Consider the following 16,340-nt stretch of genomic DNA (forward strand, 5'->3'; position numbering starts at 1 on the left):
AACCGGGTGATCGATCGGCGTCGGCTCTGTTTGACTGCATCCATGGATTGGGTGCGCGAGTTCTACTCCAAAAGCGGCTCGTGGTGGGGCAAGGCCGAGGCGCGAGTCACCGATCGGGACCGGCACCGGGTGCGTCTGGTCCGCGAACACGGCGCCCCCGCGGGCAGGGTGCTGGAACTGGGTTCGGGCTACGGAACGACGGCGGTGGCGATGGCCCAGGAAGGCTACGCCGTGACCGCGATCGAGATCAGCGACCGCGCGGACTTCACCCGCCGATTGGCCGAGGACAACGCCGCCGGGCTCGTGGCCGTGCACAAAGCGGACTTCTACGAGATTCAGCTGGATGAGCGGTTCGATGTCGTCTGTTATTGGAACGGATTCGGCGTCGGCTCCGACGCCGACCAACGGCGATTGCTCCGTCGCATCGAATCGCAGTGGCTGCGGCCGGGCGGAACGGCCCTCATCGATGTCTTCAATCCGTTCGTCTGGGCCGGATGGGACGGTGACGAAGAGCGCTTGGCACCGAATGCGGCCGCCGGGTACGACTACGAACTCCGGGAGCGAATCCGCTTCGATCCGGTGACCTGCACGGCCATCGACACCTGGTGGGAGCCCGGTGACTCCGATCGCGCCTTCAGTCAGTTCCTACGCTGCTACACCCCCGCCGACCTCGGGTTGCTCTTGGAAGGTACGGGTTTGGTCCTGAACGGAATCGGCGTAGGAGACCAGGTGCTGCCGCCCTCACCGCATCCAGGTCTGGCGACTCTCCTGCGCGAGCGGCACGAGTACCTCGCGATCCTCCACCGCGCCGCCGACGCACAGCGATAGGTGGATCGGGGCAGCGGCGAACTCAGTCCGGGCGCGACCACACCGTCGCCAGCGTGAACGGATGTCCGCGCAGAGCGGCCCATTTCGGCTTTCGGGCCAGGAACGCGTCGTCCACCAGTGCCTCGGCGACCTCGGTGAGGACCCATCCGGCGGCCAGACCGGCCGACAGGTGCTCGCTGATCAAGTGCAGATGGGTGCTGATCGCCACCGGTTCGCCGGAAGGGTCGGTGTAGTGCGTCGGCATCCCCGACACCATGATGAACTGCGGGTGGTAGCTGACCAATACGCACCGGGCGCCCGGTGCGGCCAGGCGCCACGCCTCCGCGTAGAACGGCGCGAGTTCCGGTAGGTGCTCGTCGATCAGCGACGCGATCACCAGGTCGTAGGCGCCGCCCGGCAGACCCGTGTCCCGCACATCCGCTCGGGTCAGCGTGGTGTGGACGCCGCGTTCGGCGGCCAACGCCAGCATTCCCTCACTCACGTCGACCCCGTCGATGTGAGTCAACCCGTTGTCCCGCAGCCACGTTCCGGTGCGCCCGGTGCCGCAGCCCAGATCCGCCGCCCGCCGCATCCGGCCGAGGTCCAACCGCAATCGCCCGAGCAGAGCGAGATCCATTTCGTCCAGGACCGTCTGCTCGTAGGTGGGCGCCCACCCGTCGTATCCCGTGGCGACATCGACGGTGCGGTAGGCGCGGCGGTCGAAGTCGGCGAAGGAGGGCATGCGGTGAGTATTGTTCCGGATTCGCTCTCGCACCAGGCATTTATCGAGCGAGTCGAAACACCATGATTCGCATGAGTCTTCGCGAGCCTCAGGAAGCCCGGGTCCCGCGCCACACCTCTTCCGGCAGTGATACGCGCTACATGACGCAAGGGGAGTGCATGACTGCCAGTATCCTCGTTGGTCGTGGATCTGACGCTGGACCAGGTGACATTCGGAAACGTGCGGATCGCCTATCGGGATTCGGGGGTGGGCGCCGTCAGCGACATCCCTGTGCTGCTGGTGCACGGCATGGGCGGCGACGGGCACACGTGGGACCGGTTCGCGCGTGTGCTGGTGCAATCCGGGCGCCGAGTGATCATCCCCGATCTGCGCGGACACGGTCGTAGCTCACATACCGATTCCTACCTCTTCGACGAGTTCGGCGACGATCTGCTGCGCCTCTGCGAACATCTGGAGCTGCCCGCGGTGGATCTGGTCGGGCATTCGCTCGGCGGTTACGCGGTGTCGCGCGTCGCGCAGGAGCGACCGGAGCTGGCGCGCAGGCTGGTGATGGAGGAATGCCCGCTTCCGCTGCGATCCGGCGTCGAGGAAATGCGCTTGACCCGCCGGTTTCCCACCGTGCCCGAGTTGTGGCACGCCACATCCAGCCTGGTGCGCCACCCGCGCGCGGTGGTCGCGTTCGACCGTGCCATGACGAAGACGGCGCTGGAGCAGTTCCGCAAGCCGAACCCGGAATGGTGGGACCGGCTCTCCGACATCACCGCACCCACTCTGGTGTTGTGCGGCGGACCGGGCGGCATGGTGGATCCGGCCAAACTCGCCGACCTGCGAGCCGGCCTCGCCGACTGCACCGTGACCACCTTCACCTGCGGCCACAGCATCCATCGCGACCGCTACCAGGAGTTCGCCGCGACCGTCCGGCCGTTCCTGGCCGGCTGAGGTTCACCAATGCGTACCGGGCACCCATCGGGCGGCCCGGCGTAAGGCCGTGCCCGTGACGCGCCGCGCGGCCGACCTGGGCCGTCGCACGGGAAGCGAGTCGACGGGTTCGACCTGTTCGTCGTCGGGCTCGGTCGGCTCGCCCTTGGCCGCGGGGGAGTCGGGCAGAGCGCGGTAGTAGCGGTGCAGGACGCGGTCGCGGATCTTCGGAGTGAGCAGCGCGCCGTATTCGGCGATGGTGCCCAGCGGCACGTCGATGCGCTTGGGGCGTTCGGTCAGCGCCCGCACGATGGTCGCGGCCGCCCACTCGGGCGACTCGGCGGGGCCCTGGTCGCCGCTCGGGGTGATCATCGGCGTGCGCACCAGCGGCATGTGGATGGTGGTGAACGTGACGCCGTCGGCCATGGTCTCGACGGCCGCCACCTCGGTGAACTTGTCCAACGCCGCCTTGCTGGCCAGATATGCGGAGAACCGCGGCGTGGCCACCTGCACGCCCGCGCTGCTGATATTGACGATGTGCCCGAACTTGCGTTCCCGCATCTGCGGCAGCAGGGCCAGCGTCAGCCGCAGCGCGCCGAAGTAGTTGACGGCCATGGTGCGTTCGAAGTCGTGCAGCCGGTCGGTGGAGCGGTGGATGGCACGGCGGATCGAACGGCCCGCGTTGTTCACCAGCATGTCCACGTGGCCGTGCTCGGCCAGGACGGTCTCGAGCACCTGGTCCACGGAGTCGGAATCGGTGACGTCGCAGGAGTATCCGTAGGCCGAGCCGCCCGCCGCCCTGATCTCGTCGACGACGGCGGTGAGTTCCTCGCCCCGGCGCGCGAGCAGGAACACCGTGGCGCCCTTGTCCGCGACGGCCAGCGCGGCCGCCCGGCCGATTCCGGAGGACGCCCCCGTGATGAGAACGTGCCGTCCGTTGAGGTCGCGGTTGCGGCGCCCGCGCCGGGCGGGTTCGGCGGATGCGTCGGTCATCGCTGCTCCTTTGCAGGTGTGGTCGAAATGAAACTTACTCTGAAGTAAGTTCACTGCCAAGTGGCTCTGGTCACAGTCGTGAGCACCGGGCCGGGTGGCGGCGGCGTGTCGCCCGGCGCGGCTCGGTGCCTTCGGAACCGCACGGGCATGGGGTTTTTCCGGGTGTGCGAAACGTTCGAACAACTGTCGAAACGTTCGAACATATGTGCGATACTCTGCGCATGTCGGACGATCGGATGGCGGAGGTGTTTGCCGCGGTGCGGCTCGGTGGCGTCGACCCGGCGGCGGGGCGGCGGGCGTTGGAAAAGCTCTGGGGGGAACTCGGCGAACGCGGGGGAGCGCTGCAACGCTGCGTGGTCGCCCACCATCTCGCCGACCTCCAGGAGGAGGCCGCCGAGGCGCTGCGCTGGGATCAGCGGGCGCTGGCCGCGGTGTTCGCTCCCGGCGTGCCGCTGGATGAAGGTCTGCGCGGTTTCTTGCCCTCGCTCTATCTGAATCTGGCCGACAGCCACCGCCGGGTCGGCGAGTTCGAAGTGGCCAGGATGCAATTGGCCATCGCGCGCGGGCATCTCGACGTCCTGGCCTCCGATGCCTACGGCGCGCTCATCCGGACTCGGCTGAGCGGGGTCGAAGCCGCCCTCGCCGTCGGTTCCGTCGAACGTCTTTCGGTGGCCTGACCAGCCTGTACATCGATCTTGCTCGAATGTATGTTCGAGAAGAGGAGGTGAGTTGTGGGCTGGGGAAACGGTCCGCCCAGCTGGGCGGAGATGGAGCGGGTGCTGTCCGGGCGCTCCGGACGGACGAATCCCGATGGGGTGGTCCAGGGCGACGGCGGCGACAGCCCGGCGTGGTCGCGCAAGCGCGGCGAGTACCGGCCCGAGCCGGTGCTGCGCGCCGCGCAACCGCCGGTCCCGTACGCAGAGCTGCACGCGCATTCGGCCTACAGCTTCCTGGACGGCGCCAGCCATCCGGAGGAGCTGGTGGAGGAGGCGGTGCGGCTCGGCTTGGCGGCGATCGCGCTCACCGATCACGACGGCTTCTACGGCACCGTCCGCTTCGCCGAGGCGGCCAAGGAGTGGGGGATGCCCACTGTCTTCGGAGCCGAACTGTCGCTCGGCACGGCATCCGAACCCCACGTTTCCGGCACCTCGCTCGGGCACGCCGCCGCGCCCGACTCGGCGCCGCGCACGGGCGCGCCGGACCCGGCCGGGCCGCACCTGCTGGTGCTGGCTCGTGGCCAGGAGGGCTACCGCAGGCTCTCCCGCGAGATCGCCGCCGCGCACATGGCCGCCGGAGAGAAAGGCATCCTGCGCTACGACCTCGACACGCTCACCGCGGCGGCCGATGGGCACTGGCACATCCTGACCGGGTGCCGGAAGGGACACCTGCGCCAGGCGCTCGAGCTCGATTTGCGCAGCGGCGGCACCCGGCTCGAGCGCGCGGAAGCAGCGCTGCGTGACCTGACCGACCGCTTCGGAACCGACCGGGTGAGCGTGGAACTCACCCATCACGGCGTCCCGGAGGACGACGAGCGCAACGCTCACCTCATCGCCTTGGCCGATCGTCTCGGCCTGCCCGTGCTCGCCACCACCGGGGCGCATTTCGCCGCGCCTGGCCAGCGCCGCCGAGCCATGGCGCTGGCGGCGATCCGGGCCAGGCGGAGCCTGGACGAGATCGCGGGCTGGCTGGCCCCGGCGGGCGGCGCGCACCTGCGGTCCGGGGCGGAGATGGCGCGGTTGTTCGCCGACTGCCCGCAGGCGGTGGCGAACGCGGCGGCACTGGCTCGCGAATGCGCCTTCGACCTGAAGCTGATCGCCCCGCACCTGCCGCCCTTCGACGTGCCCGCCGGACACGACGAGCAGTCCTGGTTGCGCGAACTCACCATGGCGGGCGCCGCGGCGCGCTACGGGCCGCCGGAGGAGAACCCGGAGGCATACCGGCAGATCGAGCACGAACTCGCGGTGATCGGCAAGCTGGAATTCCCCGGCTACTTCCTGGTGGTGCACGACATCGTCAGCTTCTGCAAGAACAACGACATCCTCTGTCAGGGTCGCGGCTCGGCGGCCAACTCCGCGGTCTGCTACGCGATCGGCATCACCAATGTCGACCCGGTGCGCAACCAGTTGCTGTTCGAGCGCTTTCTCTCCCCGGAGCGCGACGGTCCGCCGGATATCGATGTCGACATCGAATCCGACCGCCGCGAAGAGGCGATCCAGCACGTCTACCGCAAGTACGGCCGCGAGTACGCCGCACAGGTGGCCAACGTGATCACCTATCGCGGCAAGTCCGCGGTGCGCGATGCCGCGCGGGCGCTGGGTTTTTCGCCCGGTCAGCAGGACGCGTGGAGCAAGCAGGTGAGCCGCTGGACAGGGGTCGGCGCCGAGACGAACACCGACATCCCCGCCGAGGTACTGGAACTGGCCGCCGATATCGAAGGGTTGCCGCGGCATCTCGGCATCCACTCCGGCGGCATGGTGATCTGCGACCGGCCGATCGCCGACGTCTGCCCGGTGGAATGGGCGCGCATGCCCGGCCGCAGCGTCTTGCAGTGGGACAAGGACGATTGCGCTGGCATCGACCTGGTGAAGTTCGACATGCTCGGCCTCGGCATGCTCTCCGCGCTGCACTACATGATCGACCTGGTGCGCGAGCACAAAGGCGAGACCGTCGAGCTGCACTCGCTCGACCTGGCCGAACCCGAGGTCTACGAGATGCTCTCGCGCGCGGACTCGGTCGGCGTCTTCCAGGTCGAGTCGCGTGCGCAGATGGCCACCCTGCCCCGGCTGCGGCCGCGCAGCTTCTACGACCTGGTGGTGGAGGTGGCGCTGATCCGTCCCGGCCCGATCCAGGGCGGTTCGGTGCATCCCTACATCCGCAGGCGCAACGGTGTGGAGGACGTCGTCTACGACCATCCGGCGCTGAAGAACGCGCTGGAACGCACGCTCGGCGTGCCGCTGTTCCAGGAGCAGCTCATGCAGATGGCCGTCGACGTCGCCGGATTCACCGCCGTCGAAGCCGATCAACTGCGCCGCGCCATGGGCTCCAAACGGTCGCCGGAACGCATGAAGCGCCTCGAGGCGCGGCTCTACCAGGGCATGCGCGAGCGTCACGGCATCACCGGCGAAGTCGCCGACCGGATCTACGAGAAGCTCTACGCCTTCGCGAATTTCGGCTTCCCGGAGAGTCATTCGCAGAGCTTCGCCGCGATCGTGTACTACTCGGCCTGGTTCAAACTGCATCATCCCGCCGCCTTCTGCGCGGGTCTGCTGCGCGCCCAGCCGATGGGGTTCTACTCGCCGCAGTCGCTGGTCGCCGACGCGCGCAGGCACGCGGTGGCGGTGCACGGCCCCGACGTCAACGCCAGCAGGGCCGAGCCCACCCTCGAGGCGAAGGGCACCGAGGTGCGCCTCGGTCTCGCCGCGATCCGCCAGATCGGCGACGACCTCGCCGAACGCATCGTCACCGCCAGGGGCGAGCGGCCCTACACGTCCTTCCTCGACCTGACCGGCCGGGTGGAACTCACTGTCGCCCAGGCGGAATCGCTCGCCACGGCGGGCGCGCTGGGCAGCCTCGGCAACACCCGCCGCGAAGCGCTCTGGGCGGCGGGCGCCGCCGCGGGCGAGCGCCCGGACCGGTTGCCCGGTACCGGCGCGGCCACCACCGCGCCCGCCCTGCCCGGGATGAGCGATCTGGAACTGGCCGCCGCCGATGTGTGGGCCACAGGCGTCTCGCCGGGCAGTTATCCGACGGAGTTCCTGCGCCCGCACCTCGACACGCTCGGCGTGATACCGGCCTCCGGCCTGCTCGCCGTGCCCGACGGCTCGCGGGTGCTGGTGGGCGGCGCGGTGACGCACCGGCAGCGTCCCGCCACCGCAGAGGGCGTCACCTTCCTCAATCTGGAAGACGAAACCGGCATGGTGAACATCGTCTGCTCGCTGGGGCTGTGGCGACGGTACCGGCGTCTCGCCCAGGGCGCTGCCGCTCTGCTCATCCGCGGCCGGGTGCAGAATGCCGAGGGCGTGGTGAGCGTGGTCGCCGAACATCTACAGCGCATGGATCTGCGAATGGCGTCCAAGTCGCGCGACTTCCGTTGAGCCGGTGCATTAAAGAAGTATTAGAAGCGTTCTAGGAAACGGTTATGCGGGGCTGTTCGCGCAGCGCAAAAGGCTACTGTGCCAGGCATGAGGAAGCTTGCTGTGCTGTGTGTCGGCGTGCTGGGGTTGAGTCTGCTCGCCGGCTGCGGTGCCGATAACCCCCAGCCCGCTCGAGACCGGACGTCGACGGCGATCACCGGGCCCGCCGCCCCCGCGCTCGTGCCGCCGGGAGCACACGAACTGGCGCCCCCGAAGCGGGACAACGACTCCGGCGGCGAGCCCGTGTCCCTGCGCAAGGAAGTGGTCACCGGCAGCGTCGAGATCACCGCGGGCGCGCCCGTCGCCGCGGCGGGCACGATCATCGACCAGGTGCGCGCCGCCGGTGGCCGGGTCGACAGCCGCACCGAGCAACCCGGGACCGACGACACCGAGCCCAGCGCCACGCTCGTCGTCCGGCTGCCCGCGGACAAGACCGACGCGTTCATCGCGGGCCTCGGCGGGGTCGGGCAGGTCACCCGGGTCACCACCAACCGCGACGACGTCACCATGCAGTGGGAGGACCTGGACGCGCGGATCAAGGCGTTACAAGCCTCGGTCGAGCGGCTGCGCGCGCTCATCGCGGGCGCCACCAGCACCTCCGACCTGCTCGCCGCCGAACAGGCGCTGTCCAGCCGCCAGGGCGAACTGGACAGCCTCACCGCGCAGAAGCGGCGGCTCGACGACCAGGTAGCCCTGTCCACGCTGACCATCGAGATCACCACCGATCAGAAGAAGCCCGGCGACGAACCCGACAGCTTCTGGGACGGCATCGTCTCCGGCTGGAACTCCCTGGTGGACTGGCTGCGGGACGCGGTCGTGTTCAGCGGCAAGGCGATTCCGTGGCTCGGCTTCCTGGCGGTGTCGGCCGCCGTGCTGTGGGGGGGCATCGTGCGCCTGGTGCGCCGCCGTCGGAAGCCCGCCTCGGGTGCAGGAGAATCAGCGCCCGTGAAGTCCGCGAGCGGCGCCGCCGAAGGCGCGGAAACCAGCGCAGGAGGCAAGCGTGCCGACGGTGGTCAGGGCAACGATCAAACCGAACAGCCGTAAGGGCCCGCTGGTGGAAACCCTCGATGACGGCAGCTTGCACCTGTACGTGCGGGCTCCCGCCGTCGAGGGCAAAGCCAACAAGGCGGCCATCGAGTTGCTCGCCGAACACTTCGGAGTCGCCAAGTCCGCCGTCCGGCTGGCGGCGGGCGCGACATCGCGCTTCAAACGATTCGAGATCGAACTACCCTGAACACGCTGTCTCGTGGTGGGTTCCGCACAGACGATGGGCGGAGCGGATCAGACGCCGCCGGGGAAGCCGAGTTGACGCCAGGCTTCGTAGACGGTGACGGCGGCAGCATTGGAGAGGTTCATGGAGCGACGGCCGGGCACCATCGGGATGCGCAGCCGGTCGGTGACGTGCGGGTCCGCCAGCACCTCCGCGGGCAGGCCGGTGGGCTCGGTGCCGAACAGCAGCACGTCGTTCTCGCGGTAGGCCACCTCCGTGAACCGAGTGGTGGCCTGCGTCGTGAACGCGAAGACCCGCTCCGGCCGCAACGCCTCCCACGCCGCCGCCAGATTCGCATGCACCGTCACCGACGCCAGATCGTGGTAATCCAACCCGGCCCGGCGCAACTTCGGCTCCGACAGATCGAACCCCAACGGCTCGATCAGATGCAGATGGCACCCGGTCCCCGCGACCAACCGGATCGCGTTGCCGGTATTCGGCGGAATGCACGGCTCGTGGAACATCAGATGGAACACGGGTGCCAGTCAATCAGGTGGGCGTCAGCAACCGACGATCAGTCGGGCAGCAGTCGGAGCGGCACCGGGTGACGGGTCCGGACCGCGCTGAAGTGTCGCCGATCCAGGGTTGCCACTTGCTTCACGTCAAGTCGTTCGGCGACGGCCAGGACGGCGGCATCTACAGCACCGAGCGGGAAGTCGGCATACTTTCGCACCAGCTCGGCCATCCGCAACAGATCTGTCCGGGTGAGATCGATGAGCTCGATTTCGTCGTTGGCGATGGATTCCAGAAACGTCGCCTCGGTAGAAGGTCCCACTCGCGTTTCCAAGAAATAGCAAACTTCTGCGAGAACTGGACTTGGAACCAGTAGCGGCCCCGGGTGTGTCTCGAGGAGATCGAGGCAGCGGCGATGATCCGCGTCGTTCTTGTTGAGCACAGCGACGAGCGGACCTGTGTCGCAGACGATCACTCGGCTTGCCTACCACGTTCCTCGCGGAGCAGGTCTTCCGACCTTGCCGCCAGATCTGGCTCTGCGTGCATCACGCCGGCAAACGAGAGGCGTCGACGCCGCTCACCTGGCGGCTCGATGGCGGAGCTTCGCTCAGCGGTATCGGTGACGACCAACTGCAACGCGACAGCCCGCAGCGCATGCGCTTGGTCCGGGGTGAGCCGATCGACCAGACGATGTAGATCTTCGTACTCGAACGCTGCGGTCATGGGTTCGATTGTAGTGAGGACTGCACGCTATAGCGTTGACTACGCACTACCCCTGCCTGCCGCCGGACACTCCGGCCTTTCACGGCGCGGCCGACGTTCCGCGAGTGGTGATCCTCGGCTCGTAATGGAACACGGGTGCCAGTCAATCAGGTGGGCGTCAGGCGCTGCCGACGCCCGTCCGGAGTCTGTCGGGCAGGGGTCAGCCGAAGCTGCCCGTGCTCGGCTTGCCGACCACGTCGACGGTGACGACGTCCGTCGTCGACGTGTCGCCGTCGCGGGGATCGCCGGTGGGTCGTTCCCAGGCGCATGCGCCACGCACGCGCATCCGGCCCGCGGGCAGGGCTCCGTTGCCGAGCGACGTCTGGACCATCTTGCCGTCCGCGATGGCGAACGATGTGGGATTGTTGCCACCGAAGATCTCTCCGGTGTCGTCGTTGTACACCCAGCACACACCCTCGGCGTTCGGGTTGTGGAATTTCGCCGATACGGTTCCTGGGACCGAGAAGACCTCCTCGAGGACCGGAGGCGACAGCGGAGGTCTCGCGGTGGCGGTGGCCCCGGAGCCGAGCGCCATGGGAAGTGCTGCGAACGCGAGCAGGGGGAGTCGTCGCATGATCATGATCGAATGATGCCAGCCGCCCGAACGCGCCCAACCTTCCGGGCGGCCATCCAACCAACTTGACCAACAACCACTTTCGAACGCCTTATCAGCGCCGTGGACAGCCCGCGAGTGGCACACCGCTGAGGGATCTACTCGCGATTCGCCGCAGCCGTGTGCCACTCGCCGCTGGGAATCGGGCTGGTTCCGATCGGGCTCGGTGACCTCCGGCGGACCGACGGGGGTGGTCTGCAAGAATCGGGGGGTGACCGATGCCGACGCGCCTATCGCCGGGCGCCGCAGTGCGGGGGCGCAGTTTCTGCGCTCTCATCTGCCGATGGTGGTTGTGACGCTGGTCATCGTGGTGGCGGTGGTGTTCGTCGCGTCCGATCGGTGGCGGCGCGGGGCATTCTTCTTCGGTGGTGCGACGCTGCTGGCGGCGGCGTTCCGGCTGTGCCTGCCGACCGCGCGGGTCGGGCTGCTCGCGGTGCGCAGCAAGCCCTTCGATGTGGGCGCGCTGACGCTGCTCGGCTCGAGCATCCTGTTCCTGGCGGCCACGATCAACACGCTCGGCGTCGGCTGACCGCTCAGGGAGGGCGCCCCGGCCGCGTCGCCCATCGAGATCAGCGGGTGTATCGCTCGGCGAAAACCGTCCGCTCGCGCGGCCGACGGCCGGGATGGGGTGCAACGGTGTCGCTGTAGCCGACCGTCACCAGGACCGCGACGGCCAGATCGGCACGATCGCCGACACCGACGGCCTGCTTCACCAGTTCGGCGTCCCATCCGTTCATCGGGGCCGAGGCCAGTCCGAGGCCGGTGGCCGCCAGCATCGCGTAGGTGGCCGCGATCATCGCGTTCTTCACCGCGTTCTCCCGCAGCAGGCCGTGCCGTTCGAGCGCGTGATACTCCGCGCGGGTGTCGAACACGGCGGTGAAGTCGGCGTTCCACGCGCCGCTGCGGCCGGCGAGTTCGGCGATATCGGCATTGTCCGCTCGCCAGCCGTCGACATCGGCGAGGAAAACCAGCACCACCGGCGCCTCGAGCGGTTGGGGCTGACCGAACGCGGCTTCGTGCAGGGCGCGGCGGCCGGCTTCGCCGGTCACCACGACAACCGACCGGTCCTGCATGTTCCAGGCGCTCGGGGCCTGCATGGTCAGGTCGAGGAGTTCTTCGAGCAGCTCCGGCGCTACCGGATCGGCCCGGTAATGCCGGACGGTGCGGCGGGTTCGAATGGCTTCGGCAACCGAAAGCGTCTGCGTTTCCATGATTCTTACTATCGGAGAGTGACACTCGAATAGGAAGAAGGCACTAAATAGTGCGCTACACTCCGAAAGGTGCCCACATACCTCGAAGGTTCCGGTCTCCCTGCGGACGTGTACTCCGCGAAGTGCCCTACGCGGGAGGTTCTCGACCACATCGCGGGCAAATGGACGGTGCTGATCATCGACGCACTCGCGGACGGCACCATGCGCTACACCGATCTGCGCAACCGCATCGAGGGCATCTCCCAGAAGATGCTGACGCAAACTCTGCGGCAATTGGAGGCGGACGGATTCGTCACGCGCACAGTGCATCCGACGGTCCCGCCTCGGGTCGACTACACCCTCACCGACCTCGGCCACAGTCTGCGCACGCCGATCGCGGCGCTGCGGGATTGGATCGAAAGCAACATCAACCGGATCGAGGCGGCGCGACGAGACGCGGCGCTCTGAGCGCGGGGCAGACAGTGCTCGGAACGTCGCGCGCGGACGCTTCGGCGCGGCGGATCTTCAGCGTTCGGGTCGCACACCCGCCCGGGCCAGTCGCATGGTCTCGGTCAGCAGCTTCGAGACTGCCGCCGCCTCGGTGAGGAATCCGTCGTGCCCGTCGCGGGAGTGCACGACTTCCAATCCGTCGCAACCGGGCAGCAGATCGGCGAGTTCCTGCTGGGTCCGCAGCGGGTACAGCCGGTCGGAGTCGACGCCGCCGACCACGCACGGCACCGGCGTCGCCGCGAGCGCCGCCTCGATGCCGCCCCGGCCCCGGCCCACGTCGTGCCGGTTCATCGCCTCGGTCAGCAGCACATAGGTGGCGGGATCGAAGCGCTTGCACAGCTTTTCGGCCTGGTGGTCCAGGTAGCTCTGCACCGCGTAGCGGCCGCCGTGCCACGGGTCTTCGTCGCCTTGGGGCTTGTTCTCGAACCGGTGGTCGAGCTCGAATTCGGTGCGGTAGGTCAGGTGTGCGATCCGCCGAGCCAGGGCCATGCCCGTCAGCGGGGCGCGGCCGGTGCCGTGATAGTCGCCGCCCTGCCAGTCCGGATCGGCCTTGATCGCCGCGATCTGGGTGGTCTGGGTACCGATCTGGTCGGCGGTGGCGCGGGCGCCCACCGCGAGCACCAGCGCCGCCGCGACCCGCTCCGGTGCGCCGACCATCCACTCCAGCACCCGCATGCCGCCCATCGAACCGCCGACCACCGCGGCGAGCCGCTCGACACCGAGCAGGTCGAGCAGGGCGGCCTCGGCGGTCACCTGATCGCGGATGGAGATCTCGGGAAATCGCGCGCCCCAAGGCTTCCCGTCCGGCGCGGGACTAGACGGCCCGGTGCTGCCCTTGCAGCCGCCGAGCACGTTCGTCGCGATCACACACCATTCGTCGGTGTCCAGCGGAGCACCCGGGCCGACCATGCCGTCCCACCAGCCGGGCATCTCGTGCACGTCGTCGGACTTGCCGACGACGTGCGAGTCGCCGGTCAGCGCGTGTTCGACCAGCACGATATTGTCCAGTCCGGGGGAGAGCTCGCCCCAGCGCTGCACCGCGAGGTGGACGTCCGGGATGACCGCGCCGTTCTCCAGTCGCACGTCCCCGATGGCGATGGTGCCGAGCTGTCCATCCGGGGGCGGCAGGACGTTGCCGGAGGTCCGCGTGCTCGGTTCGGTGCTCACGGTCACGTCGCCGCCGTCGCGAAGCAGGCGCGTAGATCGCCCGGAATGTTCACGGGGGCGGCCACGCCGCTGTACGGCGCTGCCGGGTCCTGCTCGGTCCCGGGCGCGGTGAATTCACTCATGGTTTGCTCCCAAAAGGTGTTCGCCGGTACAGCAAGGGTTAGCGGTGTGTGGGTAACGAACAACAACACATGCCGGCGACCTCCTGTTACGCGCTTGCTCCCGACTCTCGGGAGCCAGGTCATCACCCGGAGCACCCCACCGCGGTTGGAGGGTTGCCGACCAGCGAGCCGGGGCTTGGCGCTGGTACTCATAACCTGCCCGGCATCATAACCGGCGGGCGGTCGGCGTCCGAAATCCTCCGCCGAACTCACTGGTCCGCGACGGTCGCCGCCCCGCAGCAGGTGCGTACGAATTCGTCGTACGCCTCGGTGAACGCGGTGCGCCCCGCCCTGGTCGCGGTCGCCAGGTCCTCGTCCAGGAACGCATCGTCGGAGCACTCCATGCCGATGTGGCCGATCAGTTGCCAGGTGCCGACGAGGAGCCGCACCGCACGCGCGTTCGGTTCGGTGCCGAGGCGCTCGGCGACCACCGCCGCGATCGCCGTGTTCTTGTCGTCGGCGAGTTCCATGCTGCGGGCACTGACCGAAGGGCTGTTGCGCAGGATCCGTTGCATCTTCTGGAACTGCCGGAACGACAACGGGTCGGCCTCGCCACCCTCGGCGGCCTGATCGACCACGTGCAGGAAGGCCGCGAGCAGCGCCTGTAGTTCGTTACCCGTGCGTGGCTGCTCGCGCAGCGTCTCGGCGATCGTGCGCCCGAAATCCTGGACCGGTCCGAGGACGATGTCCTCTTTGCTCTCGAAATAGCGGTTGATCGTTCGCGGCGAGACGTCCGCCACGTTGGCGATCTGCTCGATCGTGGTCGCGTCGAAGCCCTGCGTGTCGCACAGATCCAGGGCGGCCGCGATGATGCGCAACCTCGTCTGCTGCTTCTTGCGTTCACGCAGCCCCGGGGTCGCGGGGGCGCTCGCGGCGCGGTCGGCCGCAGCGCTCGCGCCCATCGGCGTCGATGACTCGAGCATGGCCCCATGGTAACGCAACCTGTTGTTTTCCTGTCTTTAACGGTCAAATGTCGTAGTGCGACACTTTTCTCTTGACGACAAATGTCGCTCGATGACAGGATGGCTTCCGACATCGAAGGACGAGGAGACGACCGTGACGGAACCCGGGACAGCGGCGCACGCGCCGCGGAAATCGGCCGCTTCAGCGCGCTGGCTCGCGCTGACAGTGATCGCATTGGCCCAGCTCATGGTGGTGCTGGACGCCACCATCGTGACCATCTCGCTGCCGTTCGCGCAGCGTGATCTCGACATCAGCGACGGCAACCGGCAATGGATGCTCACCGCCTACACGCTGATCTTCGGCGGCTTGCTGCTGCTGGGCGGCAGGCTGGCCGACTACCTCGGCCGCCGCCGGATCTTCATCGTCGGCCTGATCGGCTTCGCGGGCGCTTCGGCGCTGGCCGGGCTCGCGCAAACCGGGGCGGAACTGTTCGCCGGGCGCGCGTTGCAGGGCGCGTTCGCCGCGCTGCTGGCCCCGGCCGCGCTCTCGCTGCTGTCGGTGACCTTCACCGAGCCCGGAGAGCGGGCCACCGCGTTCGGTGTGTTCGCGGGCATTTCCGCGGGCGGCGCGGCGCTCGGCCTGATCGCGGGCGGCGCGCTCACCGAGTACGCGTCGTGGCGCTGGTGCCTGCTGGTCAACACGCCGATCGCGCTGCTCGCGCTGGTCGGGGCGCTGGCATGGGTGGCGAAGGACGTGCCTGCGCCGCGCAGCGGGGGATATGACGTGCCCGGTGCCGTCACGGTGACGCTCGGCCTGATCGCCATCGTCTACGGCTTCAGCCGCGCCGCCGACGACGGCTGGCTGGCCGGCAGCACCCTGGCGCTGCTCGTCGCCGGGCTGGCGCTGCTCGTCGCCTTCGTGGCGATCGAACGGCGCTCCTCGAACCCGCTGCTGCCACTGCACATCCCGGGTGAGATCAACCGCGGCGGCGCCTTCCTCGCCGCGCTGCTCATCCCGATCGCGATGTTCGCGATGTTCCTGTTCCTGAGTTTCTACTTCCAGATCACGCTCGGCTACTCCGCGCTGAAGGCGGGCTTCGCGTTCCTGCCCTTCCCGGCGGGTATCGCGATCTCGGCGGGTGTCACCAGTGCTCTGCTGCCGAAGCTCGGCCCGCGTCCGCTGATGCTGGCCGGCGCCGTGCTGGGCGTCATCGGCCTGCTGCTGCTGGCCCAGCTGAGCTACGGCGACAGCTTCCTGGCCGGGGTACTGCCCGCGCAGGTGCTCATCGCGCTCGGTATGGGTCCGTTGTTCGTCGGGATGCAGACGGTCGCGCTGCATCAGGTCGAGGAAGAGGACTCCGGCGTCGCCTCCGCGCTGCTGAACGCGGCGCAGCAGGTCGGCGGCGCGGTCGGGACGGCGCTGCTGACCACGATCTCGGTGCAGGTCGCGAAGTCCTTCGCGCAGGACAACCCGGGTATCGACAATCTGGCCGCGCGAGCCGCGATCCACAGCTACGACGTGGCCTTCTACGTCGGCGCCGGGTTCTTCCTCGCGGCCGTCCCGATCATCGCGCTGATGATCCGGGATCGGCCGGAGAACCTGATCGAAGGTTCCGAGGAGGCCCGGATCCCGGTCGGGGTCTGATCCGCCGCGAACGAGGTCCGCGTGACGCCGGTGAGGCCGCGCGGACCTCGTCGTCTGCCGGATGGTTGCCGGGC

General features: G+C 68.5%; 18 protein-coding genes and 1 riboswitch. Of the genes, 9 read left to right on the forward strand and 9 right to left on the reverse strand.

The window, feature by feature from the left end:
• Positions 1-42 precede the first annotated feature (42 nt).
• Positions 43-828, forward strand: a complete 786-nt coding sequence (locus ACZ6DL_RS24875; RefSeq protein WP_466054572.1) for a class I SAM-dependent methyltransferase — start codon at positions 43-45, stop codon at positions 826-828.
• Between the two features lie 22 nt (positions 829-850).
• Here the strand turns inward: ACZ6DL_RS24875 and ACZ6DL_RS24880 are convergent, their stop codons facing one another.
• Positions 851-1,549 carry a class I SAM-dependent DNA methyltransferase gene (locus tag ACZ6DL_RS24880; RefSeq protein WP_466054574.1) on the reverse strand — a complete coding sequence of 233 codons (699 nt, stop codon included), beginning with the start codon at positions 1,547-1,549 and terminating at the stop codon, positions 851-853.
• A gap of 183 nt (positions 1,550-1,732) precedes the next feature.
• Between ACZ6DL_RS24880 and ACZ6DL_RS24885 the strand changes: the two genes are divergently transcribed.
• On the forward strand, positions 1,733-2,488 hold the full coding sequence (locus ACZ6DL_RS24885; protein ID WP_466054576.1) for an alpha/beta fold hydrolase: 756 nt from the start codon (positions 1,733-1,735) through the stop codon (positions 2,486-2,488).
• A 3-nt stretch (positions 2,489-2,491) separates the two neighbouring features.
• On the opposite strand, the gene ACZ6DL_RS24890 is transcribed toward ACZ6DL_RS24885, so the two are convergent.
• Entirely contained in the window at positions 2,492-3,460 is a 969-nt protein-coding gene (locus ACZ6DL_RS24890; RefSeq protein ID WP_466054578.1) for an SDR family NAD(P)-dependent oxidoreductase, read from the reverse strand.
• A 221-nt stretch (positions 3,461-3,681) separates the two neighbouring features.
• On the opposite strand from ACZ6DL_RS24890, the gene ACZ6DL_RS24895 reads away from it, so the two are divergent.
• The 4 genes from ACZ6DL_RS24895 to ACZ6DL_RS24910 all read left to right on the forward strand — a co-directional run bounded on the left by ACZ6DL_RS24895 (position 3,682) and on the right by ACZ6DL_RS24910 (position 8,827).
• On the forward strand, positions 3,682-4,137 hold the full coding sequence (locus ACZ6DL_RS24895; protein WP_466054580.1) for a hypothetical protein: 456 nt from the start codon (positions 3,682-3,684) through the stop codon (positions 4,135-4,137).
• Positions 4,138-4,191: 54 nt separating this feature from the next.
• The gene (locus ACZ6DL_RS24900; protein ID WP_466054582.1) at positions 4,192-7,554 is read left to right on the forward strand and encodes an error-prone DNA polymerase; all 3,363 of its coding nucleotides are present in this window, start codon (positions 4,192-4,194) and stop codon (positions 7,552-7,554) included.
• 87 nt (positions 7,555-7,641) lie between these two features.
• Entirely contained in the window at positions 7,642-8,637 is a 996-nt protein-coding gene (locus ACZ6DL_RS24905) for a DUF4349 domain-containing protein (RefSeq protein WP_466054584.1), read from the forward strand.
• Positions 8,594-8,827 (forward strand): DUF167 domain-containing protein, encoded by a 234-nt coding sequence (locus tag ACZ6DL_RS24910; protein WP_466054586.1) that lies wholly within the window; start codon positions 8,594-8,596, stop codon positions 8,825-8,827. Before ACZ6DL_RS24905 ends, ACZ6DL_RS24910 begins: the two co-directional genes overlap by 44 nt.
• A 47-nt stretch (positions 8,828-8,874) precedes the next feature.
• Here ACZ6DL_RS24910 and ACZ6DL_RS24915 read toward each other — a convergent pair whose 3' ends face one another.
• The 4 genes from ACZ6DL_RS24915 to ACZ6DL_RS24930 all read right to left on the reverse strand — a co-directional run bounded on the left by ACZ6DL_RS24915 (position 8,875) and on the right by ACZ6DL_RS24930 (position 10,658).
• Positions 8,875-9,339 carry a tRNA (cytidine(34)-2'-O)-methyltransferase gene (locus ACZ6DL_RS24915; RefSeq protein ID WP_062973267.1) on the reverse strand — a complete coding sequence of 155 codons (465 nt, stop codon included), beginning with the start codon at positions 9,337-9,339 and terminating at the stop codon, positions 8,875-8,877.
• A 38-nt stretch (positions 9,340-9,377) separates the two neighbouring features.
• Complete coding sequence (locus tag ACZ6DL_RS24920; protein ID WP_466054588.1) at positions 9,378-9,791, reverse strand: type II toxin-antitoxin system VapC family toxin; 414 nt, start codon at positions 9,789-9,791, stop codon at positions 9,378-9,380.
• The gene (locus tag ACZ6DL_RS24925; RefSeq protein ID WP_357953547.1) at positions 9,788-10,039 is read right to left on the reverse strand and encodes a hypothetical protein; all 252 of its coding nucleotides are present in this window, start codon (positions 10,037-10,039) and stop codon (positions 9,788-9,790) included. The genes ACZ6DL_RS24920 and ACZ6DL_RS24925 overlap by 4 nt, the downstream gene beginning before the upstream one ends.
• Before the next feature lie 199 nt (positions 10,040-10,238).
• The gene (locus ACZ6DL_RS24930; protein ID WP_466054591.1) at positions 10,239-10,658 is read right to left on the reverse strand and encodes a hypothetical protein; all 420 of its coding nucleotides are present in this window, start codon (positions 10,656-10,658) and stop codon (positions 10,239-10,241) included.
• A gap of 316 nt (positions 10,659-10,974) precedes the next feature.
• Here ACZ6DL_RS24930 and ACZ6DL_RS24935 point away from each other — a divergent pair, with 316 nt between their 5' ends.
• Positions 10,975-11,220, forward strand: a complete 246-nt coding sequence (locus ACZ6DL_RS24935; RefSeq protein ID WP_051174893.1) for a DUF3017 domain-containing protein — start codon at positions 10,975-10,977, stop codon at positions 11,218-11,220.
• 40 nt (positions 11,221-11,260) lie between these two features.
• Here ACZ6DL_RS24935 and ACZ6DL_RS24940 read toward each other — a convergent pair whose 3' ends face one another.
• Complete coding sequence (locus tag ACZ6DL_RS24940; RefSeq protein ID WP_466054593.1) at positions 11,261-11,902, reverse strand: nitroreductase family protein; 642 nt, start codon at positions 11,900-11,902, stop codon at positions 11,261-11,263.
• A gap of 69 nt (positions 11,903-11,971) precedes the next feature.
• On the opposite strand from ACZ6DL_RS24940, the gene ACZ6DL_RS24945 reads away from it, so the two are divergent.
• A complete protein-coding gene (locus ACZ6DL_RS24945) occupies positions 11,972-12,349 on the forward strand; it encodes a winged helix-turn-helix transcriptional regulator (protein ID WP_466054595.1) in 378 nt (125 codons plus the stop codon).
• A gap of 57 nt (positions 12,350-12,406) precedes the next feature.
• Here ACZ6DL_RS24945 and metX read toward each other — a convergent pair whose 3' ends face one another.
• Positions 12,407-13,564 carry a homoserine O-acetyltransferase MetX gene (gene metX / locus ACZ6DL_RS24950; RefSeq protein ID WP_466054597.1) on the reverse strand — a complete coding sequence of 386 codons (1,158 nt, stop codon included), beginning with the start codon at positions 13,562-13,564 and terminating at the stop codon, positions 12,407-12,409.
• Between the two features lie 201 nt (positions 13,565-13,765).
• Positions 13,766-13,876, reverse strand: a riboswitch (SAM riboswitch).
• A 52-nt stretch (positions 13,877-13,928) separates the two neighbouring features.
• Complete coding sequence (locus tag ACZ6DL_RS24955) at positions 13,929-14,642, reverse strand: TetR family transcriptional regulator (RefSeq protein ID WP_466054599.1); 714 nt, start codon at positions 14,640-14,642, stop codon at positions 13,929-13,931.
• Positions 14,643-14,775: 133 nt separating this feature from the next.
• Between ACZ6DL_RS24955 and ACZ6DL_RS24960 the strand changes: the two genes are divergently transcribed.
• Positions 14,776-16,266, forward strand: coding sequence for an MFS transporter (locus ACZ6DL_RS24960; protein ID WP_466054601.1), 1,491 nt, complete (start codon positions 14,776-14,778; stop codon positions 16,264-16,266).
• Positions 16,267-16,340 lie beyond the last annotated feature (74 nt).

The sequence above is a fragment of the Nocardia sp. NPDC041819 genome, from assembly GCF_055590505.1.